Annotated in this window: 8 protein-coding genes and 1 tRNA gene; 8 read left to right on the top strand and 1 reads right to left on the bottom strand. The window is 69.7% G+C overall.

The features are described 5' to 3' along the window. Nucleotides 1-599, top strand: a 599-nt coding sequence (locus JX283_RS07190; protein ID WP_204829963.1) for a DUF11 domain-containing protein, incomplete at its 5' end; no start/stop codon positions are given. Nucleotides 600-717: 118 nt separating this feature from the next. On the opposite strand, the gene JX283_RS07185 is transcribed toward JX283_RS07190, so the two are convergent. After that, on the bottom strand, nt 718-2,262 hold the full coding sequence (locus tag JX283_RS07185) for a Mur ligase family protein (protein ID WP_204829962.1): 1,545 nt from the start codon (nt 2,260-2,262) through the stop codon (nt 718-720). A gap of 1,525 nt (nt 2,263-3,787) precedes the next feature. Here JX283_RS07185 and JX283_RS07180 point away from each other — a divergent pair. The 7 genes from JX283_RS07180 to JX283_RS07150 all read left to right on the top strand — a co-directional run. Continuing rightward, nucleotides 3,788-4,468: an ABC transporter ATP-binding protein gene (locus tag JX283_RS07180; RefSeq protein ID WP_204407280.1), complete on the top strand. Its 681-nt coding sequence runs from the start codon at nt 3,788-3,790 to the stop codon at nt 4,466-4,468. Between the two features lie 81 nt (nt 4,469-4,549). Further along, nucleotides 4,550-4,624, top strand: a tRNA-Val gene (locus JX283_RS07175). Between the two features lie 53 nt (nt 4,625-4,677). After that, nucleotides 4,678-5,568: a glutamate racemase gene (gene murI, locus JX283_RS07170; protein WP_204829961.1), complete on the top strand. Its 891-nt coding sequence runs from the start codon at nt 4,678-4,680 to the stop codon at nt 5,566-5,568. 689 nt (nt 5,569-6,257) lie between these two features. Further along, nucleotides 6,258-6,989, top strand: coding sequence for a ribonuclease PH (gene rph, locus JX283_RS07165; protein ID WP_204829960.1), 732 nt, complete (start codon nt 6,258-6,260; stop codon nt 6,987-6,989). 166 nt (nt 6,990-7,155) lie between these two features. Continuing rightward, complete coding sequence (gene rdgB / locus JX283_RS07160) at nt 7,156-7,779, top strand: RdgB/HAM1 family non-canonical purine NTP pyrophosphatase (protein ID WP_204829959.1); 624 nt, start codon at nt 7,156-7,158, stop codon at nt 7,777-7,779. Nucleotides 7,780-7,933: 154 nt separating this feature from the next. Next, nucleotides 7,934-8,668, top strand: coding sequence for a glucosamine-6-phosphate deaminase (nagB, locus tag JX283_RS07155; RefSeq protein WP_204829958.1), 735 nt, complete (start codon nt 7,934-7,936; stop codon nt 8,666-8,668). Nucleotides 8,669-8,893: 225 nt separating this feature from the next. Next, nucleotides 8,894-9,194, top strand: a 301-nt coding sequence (locus JX283_RS07150) for a hypothetical protein (RefSeq protein ID WP_204829957.1), incomplete at its 3' end; no start/stop codon positions are given.

Genomic DNA, 9,194 nt, shown 5'->3' with positions numbered 1-9,194 from the left:
AGACACCGGTCAAGGGGCAGGCCGTGGGGGAGGGTGGCTTCACCGGCGACACCCTCGACGTGGGTTCCGGTGACGTGGTGACCTACCGCATGACGGTGACCAACGACGGCGAGGGCCCGGCCCGCGACGTGGTGGTGACCGACGAGGTGCCCGAGGGCCTGACCCTCGTGGAGGGCTCCGCTTCCGACGGTGCCTCCGTCGCGGGCGGCGTCGTCCGTTGGGAGCTGGGAGTTCTGGCGGCGGGGGAATCCCGTACCGTGAGCTTCCAGGTGACGGTGCCCGAGGTGTCCGAGCCCACCGCGTGGCGCAACGTGGCCACGGTGGTGCGTACCGACGACGAGGGCGACCCCACCGACCCCGACCCGTCGAACGAGGTCGTGGTGAAGACCCCGGTGGACGGGGAGGACCCGGTGCTGCCGGGTCCGGGCACGGGCGACCCGGTCGACCCCGACGGCCCGGCCGGCGGTGACGGCGGGACCGGCGTCGCGCAGCTCGTCCCGGTCCTCGGCGACCCCGCGTTCGTGGCGCCCCTGGCCCTTGTGACGGTGGGCCTGCTCGTCCTGCTGTTCTGCTGGATACTGCTCCCCAGGCGCGNCTAGGGGCCGGGCACCGCACCGGTCCGCCCCTCCAGGTCTTTAGAAAAGCGCGCCCCGGCCATGGCGGTCGGGGCGCGCTTTTACGTGACGGGGTGCCNGGCGGGCCCGGTGTCCGTCGGGTCTAGCGGGCCTGTGGGGCCTCGGCGTCGTAGGCGGCCACGAGCCGGGCCAGGTGGGCGCCGTCGGGCTCGTAGGACACGTCCTCGTTGCCGATACGCATCTCGGTCTCTGCTCCCTTGCCCAGGGCGCACACCACCGTGCGGCCGCCGTGCTCGGCCACGTGGGCGCGGGCGTGGGCGAAGGCGAGCTCGCAGGCGGCCTCGCGGTCGGGTTCCTCCGCATGGGGGGTGCCCGGGGCCAGGTTGGCGGCGATCTTGTGGCAGAGCTCGGCCGGGTCCTCGGGGCCGGGGTCGTCCGATGTGAGGACCACGTAGTCGGCGCGGCGCGAGCCGATGGCCGGCAGGTCCCGGTAGCGGTCGAGGGCCTTGCCGCCGGAGACGCCGAAGAACGCCACCTTGTAGGCGCCGGGGAAGAACTCGTCCACGGTATCGAAGAACCGCCGGTAGGAGATGTCGTTGTGGGCGTAGTCCACNATGGTGACGATGGAGCCGTCGGCCGTGGGGCGCACCTCCATGCGCCCGGGCACGTGGGCGTCGGCCAGGGCGTCGAGGGCGGCCGGGTCCTCCACGCCCACGGCCCGGGCGCAGGCCACGGCCGCCAGGGCGTCCTCCACGTTGTGCTCGCCAAGGAGGCTCAGGTAGACGTCGCGGGTCCATTTGGGGGTGCGNCAGGTGAAGTCNATGCCGTGGGCGGCGGGCGCCACGGCGGTGGCGCAGACGTCTGCCGCGGGGTCGTCCAGGGAGAAGGTGGTCACCTCGGCGCCGCGGGCCCGGGCGGCCGCGAGAGCCTCGTCGGCGTGGTCGCCGGAGAGGTTGACGACGCAGCGGTCGGCCAGCTCGAAGATGCNCAGCTTGGCGGACAGGTAGTCCTCGAAGCTGGGATGCTCCACGGGAGAGACGTGGTCGTTGCCGATGTTGNGGAAGCACGCCACCGAGAGCGAGAGGCCCAGCACGCGGTCGTACTTGAGGGCCTGGCTGGAGACCTCCATGACCACGCGCCTGAGGCCGGAGCGGCGGGCGTTGGCCAGGTGGCGCCAGAGGTCGGGCGGCTCCGGGGTGGTGTTGGCGCTCTCAAAGGTGCCCGTGCCGTCAAAGATGGCGTGGGTGCCAAAGATGGCGCAGGGCTCGGGCCCCGCGGCGTCGAGGAGCATCTGCAGCAGGTAGGCCGTGGTGGACTTGCCTTTGGTGCCGGTGATGCCCACGATCTGCAGGTCGCGGTCGGGGCTTCCCCAGGCGGCCTTGGAGACCCATGCCATGGCGGGGCGGATGTCGGCGCAGAGGATGCGGGGCACGTCCGGGGCCACGGCGGCGAACCCCGGGGCCGCGTCCGGCGTGCAGAGGTAGGCCGCGGCCCCTGCCTCGAGGGCGGCCGAGAGGAACTCCGGCCTGAAGGCCGCCCCCTTGCAGACGAAGATGTTTCCGGGGGTCACCTGGCGCGAGTCACAGGCGGCACCGGCCACGGCCACGGAGGGGTCGCCCTCCAGGGCGGCGTCGAGGCGGTGCTGGTCGAGGAGGGAGGCGAGCTCTCCCAGGGTGATGGTGTCCATGGGTCCAAGTATGGCAGGGGCGCGCGCGGGTGCGGCCCGTTTGCTGGCCGCCACCACGGGGTGCCCACAGCGGCCGTTGCCCCCGCTTGGGGATGCTGTGGGTGGGGCGGGGCCCCGGTCCCGCGCGGCGTGGAAATTGTTCCAACCGACACAATCGAGCTGAGAGCTAAGTGTTTTTAATCGTTCACACCACGATAACGACCGTTTGGCATCCATCTATATATTTCAGACTGAAATGAGAGGACGAGACCATATCATAAGAATATCCGATGCATTGGTAAATATATAGGAATCAAAGACGGCACGGCATTGATTTGTCGTGTCGTCGCGCTTTACGGGGGTGCACCATGGGCCGTTGGCCGTCGCTTGTCTGTTTGAAGGCTGTCCTATCGATGCGGGTTCTCTGGGGCGCCCTCCTGTTCCTGGCGCTCTTTCTCTTTTCTGCGTTCATCCAGAACTACCCGGCAACCGAGATGGGGCTCTCCTATGACATCCAAGGCGTTGCCGAGCCAACCGAGTTCNAGATAGTGGNCTCTCACGANGGNGNGGACCCANANCNGCTGGATGCCTACCGTCGGCGGGAGGCGTTGCGCCAGGAGGCAGTTATGGCGGCGGATGCAGACGCCCAAATCGATGCGCTGGCTGCCCTCCGTCTTTTTGATGCGCGCACGTTGCTGCCGGTGTGGCCCGGGGCGACGGNGTCGGNTNATGCGCAGAGGAGCCTCTGGGCCTCCTCCTATGAGGCGCTCGNGGGTCTTGAGGACCGTCAGGTGACCTCGCAGGTCCGGGAGGTGCCGGCCTCTCTCTACNTTGTGTNCCAGGCAACATGGCTGCCCGCCGTGTATTGGGCCCTCCCGGGGGCGGTGGCCGTCTTTGCCGTAGGGAGGCTTGCGGACAAGGGGCGTCTCCTTTCCCAGCAGCCGATGCCTCCGTTGGGCACGTTCCTGCGCTCGCTGTTCCTGGCCTTCGTGGTGGCCCTGTTGCTGACGGTTGCGGCGGTTGTGCCGATCGCCCTGACGCTTACCGTGCTGAACGGGTGGGGAGACCCGGCATACCCGGTCTTCTCCATTGTGGATGGGCACGTCGACCGCCTGACGGTGGGGNCGGCGCTCGTCCGTTTGGCGGTGCTCTGGTGCGCGTTGACCGCCTTTGTGGTGGCGCTCGGCTCGCTGGCCCGGGCCTTGGGCGCCAACGCCCTGGTCTGTGCCGTCGTGTGCGTCGTGCCGGCNCNNTGCTCGCAGGTGCCCCTCGACNGCGAGTCGCCGGTCACCCGGTGGGTCCCGCTTGCCTATATGGAGCCGATGGCCCACATCGCCCTCTTTGACTTCTTCAGCCTGGCTCCCGGAGGACAGGAGCTGCTCAAGCTTCCCGGCAGCACGTGGGACCAGGGTGTGATGGCCTTCTTGCTGTGGTCGTTCGTACTCGATGTCCTGGGGGTCGGGGCCGTGGCGGTACGGCAGGCCGTGAGGGGCCGCCGCGCCNGNCGCATGGGGAGGCGCATGGCGGCAGAAAGGGCTGGTGCTCCATGCTGACCTGTGAAGACCTCACGCTCTCGTTTGGGAGCCGCCCCGTCCTCGGCGACGCCTCCCTATCCTTGCGGGAGGGCCAGGTCCTGGGCCTCGTGGCGCCCAACGGAAGCGGGAAAACGACACTGCTCAAAGCCCTGGCCGGAGCCCCTCTGGGGTCGGCGAGGGGCGCGGTGCAGGCTGACGGGGTGCCGGGCTGCCGGACNGGCGATTATCAGGAGCTGGTGTTCTATGCGCCGGGTGACGGCTCGTTGCTCTACGGGGACCTGAACGCCCGCGACCATTTCGACCTGCTCGTGTCCCACTGGGGTATCGAGGATTCACCGGCGGAGCTCATGGAGCGGTGGGGGGTCGCCGGATTGGGCCGCAAACCGGTGTTTCGCTACTCCCAGGGCATGAGGCAGCAGTTGGTTCTCGGCCTCGCGTTCTCGTCGCCCGCCAAGTACCTTCTGCTGGACGAGCCCCTCAACGCCCTCGACCCCACGTGGAGCAGGCGTGCGCTCGGGTGGGTCAGGGCGGCGGCGGACGGGGGGCGCGGGGTCCTCATGAGCTCCCATCTGCTGGACACGATCGACGCCGTGTGCGACGGGATGGTCTTCATCAAGGGGCACGAGCTCGTGGAGGTTTCCTCCGGCCAAGGTGCCAGGGAGGCCTATGACCGCCTCTATGGGGCGGTTTGACCGAGCCGCCATCACGGGGTGCCCACAGCGGCCATGTATACTCAGGGGCCGCGACGCCCGGCTGTGCCGGTGCCGCGCAGGGGGCGATTGGCGCAGCGGTAGCGCAGGTGCTTTACACGCACAAGGCCGGGGGTTCGAACCCCTCATCGCCCACCAGGGATTCCGCGGGCCGGCCTCAGGGCCGGCCCTTTCGTGTACGGAGGAGAGCCATGGGAGACACGCGCCGCATCGGTGTGTTCGACTCGGGCCTCGGCGGCCTCACGGTGGCGCGCGCCATCGCCACGGAGCTCCCGAGCGAGTCCATCCGGTACTTCGGCGACACCGAGCGCTGCCCCTACGGCGAGCGTCCCCAGGACGAGGTGCGCGGCTTCGTGGCCCAGCNGGCCCGCTNGTTCGACGCCCGCGANGTCAAGCTCCTCGTGGTGGCCTGCAACACCGCCACGGCCGCCGGCCTCTCCGTGGCCCAGCGCATGCTCGACATCCCGGTGCTGGGCGTCATCGTGCCCGGCGCCCGGGCCGTGGTCCAGGCCACCCATACCCGGCGCGTAGGCGTGCTCGCCACCAAGGGCACCTGCGACTCCGGCCAGTACCGCCGCGCCATCCACGCCCTGGACGCCGGCGTGCAGGTGTGGCAGGCGCCGAGCCCGCGCTCCGTGGAGATCGTGGGGCGGGCCGTGGCGTCGCCCCATGCCATGGGGCGGGACTGGATGGGCGACAAGGACTACCTCGACACCGAGGAGGCCCTGGCCGTGGCCGCCGAGGACCTCGCGCCCCTTATGGGCCACGGCATCGACGCCGTCATCCTCGGCTGCACGCACTTTCCCCNGCTCAAGCAGGTCTACCAGCGGGTGCTGGGGCCCGGCGTCACCATCGTGAGCTCGGCCGAGGAGACCGCCCGGGAGGTGCGCCAGTACCTCGGGCGGGCGGGGGAGCTCGCCCCCGAGGGCCACCAGGCCAAGTACCACTTCGCCACCACCTNGCCCGAGCTCGCGCAGTTCTGCGTGGCGGGTGAGTACGTCTTCGGCNGCAAGCTGGAGGCCGTGGAGCNCGTGGACGTGGCCGACCTCGAGGCCCTAGCGTCCGAAGGCTGGCCGCTGTAGGCCGTGGCGGGGTGTCCCACCACCCGGACACTTTTGTCCCAATGTTCGGGCACCTTTTCCCAGCCTCGCTTCGGCCGTCGAATCGCCGNCACTTTGGTCGGCCNCCGGTCACGCGGTCGATGGAGGGCCCGGACNTGCCGAAGGCCCCTCCGCCATGTCCGGGCTACACAATCCGCGAGACAAGCGAAGTGGCAGGTGCGCCAGGCCCCCACNGTCATGCGCCACGGTGGCGCGATTCCTCGGCAAAGACGCCACGGTGGCACGGGGCGGCGAGCGCACAGCCGGGCCTGTGAGGGCGAGGGGCCCGACCAAAGTGACGGGCTACGGGGCGGTCGCAGGCACTGCACCCGCAGAACGTTCTACGGGCGTTTGGCTACCCGTAGAAGCTTCCATGGGTGCCCTCGAACCGTCCCGGCACCCATGGAACGTTCTACGGGTGGTTTTTGCCTCCAGCGACACCCGTAGAAGGTTCTGCGGGTGCTCCTCTTGCCGCGCATGACAGGATGGCCAAGAAGACGGCCCGCCCGCCGAGGTGAAACTGAGACAAAAGTGCCCGACCATTGGGACAGAAGTGTCCGGGTGGCGGGACGACCGCTGGGACGGAGGCCGTGGACCCCTGGTGGCGAAGGCCCCGCGGTCCCCGTGCTAGCATGCTGGTCGAAAACCCCGCACAACCCGATCGGAGGACCATGACCCTCGACGCTCCCCGCCACGACGGCCGCGCACCCGGCGACCTTCGCCCCGTCACCCTCACCCGCAACGTCATGAAGAACGCCCTCGGCAGCTGCATGGCCGAGTTCGGCGACACCCGGGTGCTCTGCGCCGCCACCATCGAGGACGGTGTGCCCGGGTGGCGCAAGGCGAGCCGCAAGGGGTGGGTNACCGCCGAGTACGCCATGCTNCCGGCATCCACCTCCACCCGCAGCCGCCGGGAGACCCGCAGCCGCAAGGGCCGCTCCATGGAGATAGAGCGCCTCNTNGGCCGGAGCNTGCGGGCCGTGGTGAACATGCAGGCCTTGGGCGAGGTCACCGTCACCGTTGACTGCGACGTCATCCAGGCCGACGGGGGCACCCGCACCGCCTCGGTCACCGGCGCCTGGGTGGCCCTCCACGACGCCCTCGCCGAGTGGGTGCGGGCCGGCCGCNTCCCCCGCCTGCCCCTCACCGGCCAGGTGNCCGCNGTGTCCATGGGCGTCGTGGACGGCCGCTGCCTCCTCGACCTCGACTACTCCGAGGACAGCCGCGCCGAGGTGGACATGAACCTCGTGGGCTGTGCCGACGGCACATTGGTGGAGGTCCAGGGCACCGGGGAGCGCATCGCCTTCGACCGCGCCCAGCTCGACGCCCTCCTCGACCTGGGGCAGGGGGCCGTGGCCCNNCTCTGCGACCGCCAGACCGAGGTCACGGGGTTCCGGAAGTAGGGCTNGCNCGGCNTGACGGGCATGCAGGCGCGCCACCGTGGTGCGATATCCCCCGCAGGCGCACCACCGTGGTGCGAGAATCGCCCTGTGATGCAGAAAAGCGCNCCACCGTGGTGCAAGGTCCCCGCGGACGCACCACCGTGGCGCCCTCAAGGAGGGAGGACCTGTGGTCCAAGAGGAGAGGACCGTGGTGGTGGCCACGGGCAACGCGCACAAGGTGGCCGAGATCGAGGCCATCCTGGCCCCGGTCATGGCCGGCACGCGCTTCGTGGCCGTGGGCGAGCTCGACCTGCCCGACTGGGAGGACCCGGAGGAGGACGGCGACACGTTCCTCGCCAACGCCCTGATCAAGGCCCGGGCGGCCGCCGAGGCCACGGGCCTTCCCGCCGTGGCCGACGACTCCGGCCTCGTGGTGGACGCCTTGGGCGGCGAGCCCGGGATCTTCTCGGCGCGCTGGGCCGGCGTCCACGGCGACGACGCCGCCAACAACGCCAAGCTCGAGGCCTCCATGGCGGACGTGCCCGACGGCGCCCGGACGGCCCGCTTCCACTCGGCCGTGGCCCTTGTGGAGCCCGACGGCTCCTGGCTGGCCGGCGAGGGCGACTGCGAGGGTTCCATCGGGCGGGCGCAGGTGGGGGAGAACGGCTTCGGCTACGACCCGCTGNTCCTGCCCGACGAGACCCCGGGCCGCACCATGGCCCAGCTCACGGCCGATGAGAAGAACCGCATCTCGCACCGGTTCCACNCCCTGGAGNCCTTGGCGGCCGCCCTGGCCCACGGCCGCGACTAACATCACGAATCAAAACGAATCTGGTATGTGTAGTCCACGTNGGNCGGCCATGTNGTCCCGCNNNGTCCNGTGTGCCGGGGGCATGATGGTAGACGTGCGACACTGGGACGGATTGTAGAGAGGCCGCAAGGCCAAGGGAAAGGAGAGCGCGGCGATGAAACTCATCCGCGTGAAGGACTACGACGACATGAGCCGCAAGGTGGCCAACATCATCTCGGCCCAGGTCATCCTCAAGCCCAACTCGGTGCTCGGCCTCGCCACCGGCACCACCCCCATCGGTGCCTACAAGCAGCTCATCGACTGGTATCACAAGGGCGACGTGGACTTCGCCGAGGTCTCCNCCTACNACCTCGACGAGTACCGCGGCCTCACGGGCGACGACCCCCAGAGCTACCGCTACTTCATGAACACCCAGTTCTTCGACCACGTCGACATCGACAAGGCCAACACCCACGTGCCCGACGGCTCCAACCCCGACATCGAGGAGGCCTGCTCCTCCTACGACAAGATGGTCAAGGACGCCGNCTNTGTGGACCTCCAGCTCCTGGGCATCGNCCGCAACGGCCACATCGGCTTNAACGNGCCGGCGGACGCCTTCTCCAAGGGCACCCAGTGCGTGGACCTCACCGAGTCCACCATCGAGGCCAACTCCCGCCTCTTCNACGACCCTGAGGACGTCCCGCGCCAGGCCGACACCATGGGCGTGCAGACCATCATGAACGCCCGCATGATCGTGGTGGCCGCCACCGGCGANGACAAGGCCCAGGCCGTCCACGACATGGTCTTCGGCGCCGTGACGCCCCAGTGCCCCGCCTCCATTCTGCAGCTGCACACCAACTGCGTGGTGGTGGCCGACGACGCGGCCCTGTCGCTCTGTCCCGGCCAGTAAGGGCGGCGAGACAAACGACGTNCCCCATGGGGCGCCCCGCGGCTTTTGGCCGCGGGGCGCCCTTTTTCTTGGGGCCGGCCGGGCGCCGTCTCCCGGCCTCTACAGACAAAGGAAACCGTTTACAGTCTTTTTTTAACCGTTCGCATGACGACGCCGGCCACCCCCCCCTTTTTTTTCGACCCCGGTGCCTACAATAAAAATCAATCAAAACAGGAAGGAGTCGGCATGGTCGGCGCAGTCGGCGGTTCCGTTGCCAGGTCCCCGTGGTTTCCTCCCGTAGCCGAGGCGGCGTCCGGCGTCCTCCTGCTCTGCGCCGGGCGTGCCCTCGCCCCGTGGGCCTTCGCGGGGGTAGCAGGCGCCGGCGGCGAGGTGGGTGCGATCCATGCCGCGGTCTCTCCGGGCAATATCTCCACGGGCGTCGTGCTCGGGCTTCTCGTGCTGCTCGTCCTCGTGCCCGGGGCGGGCCTACTGACCGGTTTTGGCGGGGCGGGGTGCGTCCGGTGCGCGGCGGGCGGCCGTCTCTGCG

Source organism: Olsenella sp. CU969, assembly GCF_905219715.1.
Classification (GTDB): domain Bacteria; phylum Actinomycetota; class Coriobacteriia; order Coriobacteriales; family Atopobiaceae; genus Granulimonas; species Granulimonas faecalis.
This window is presented reverse-complemented; position numbering and strand designations above follow the sequence as displayed.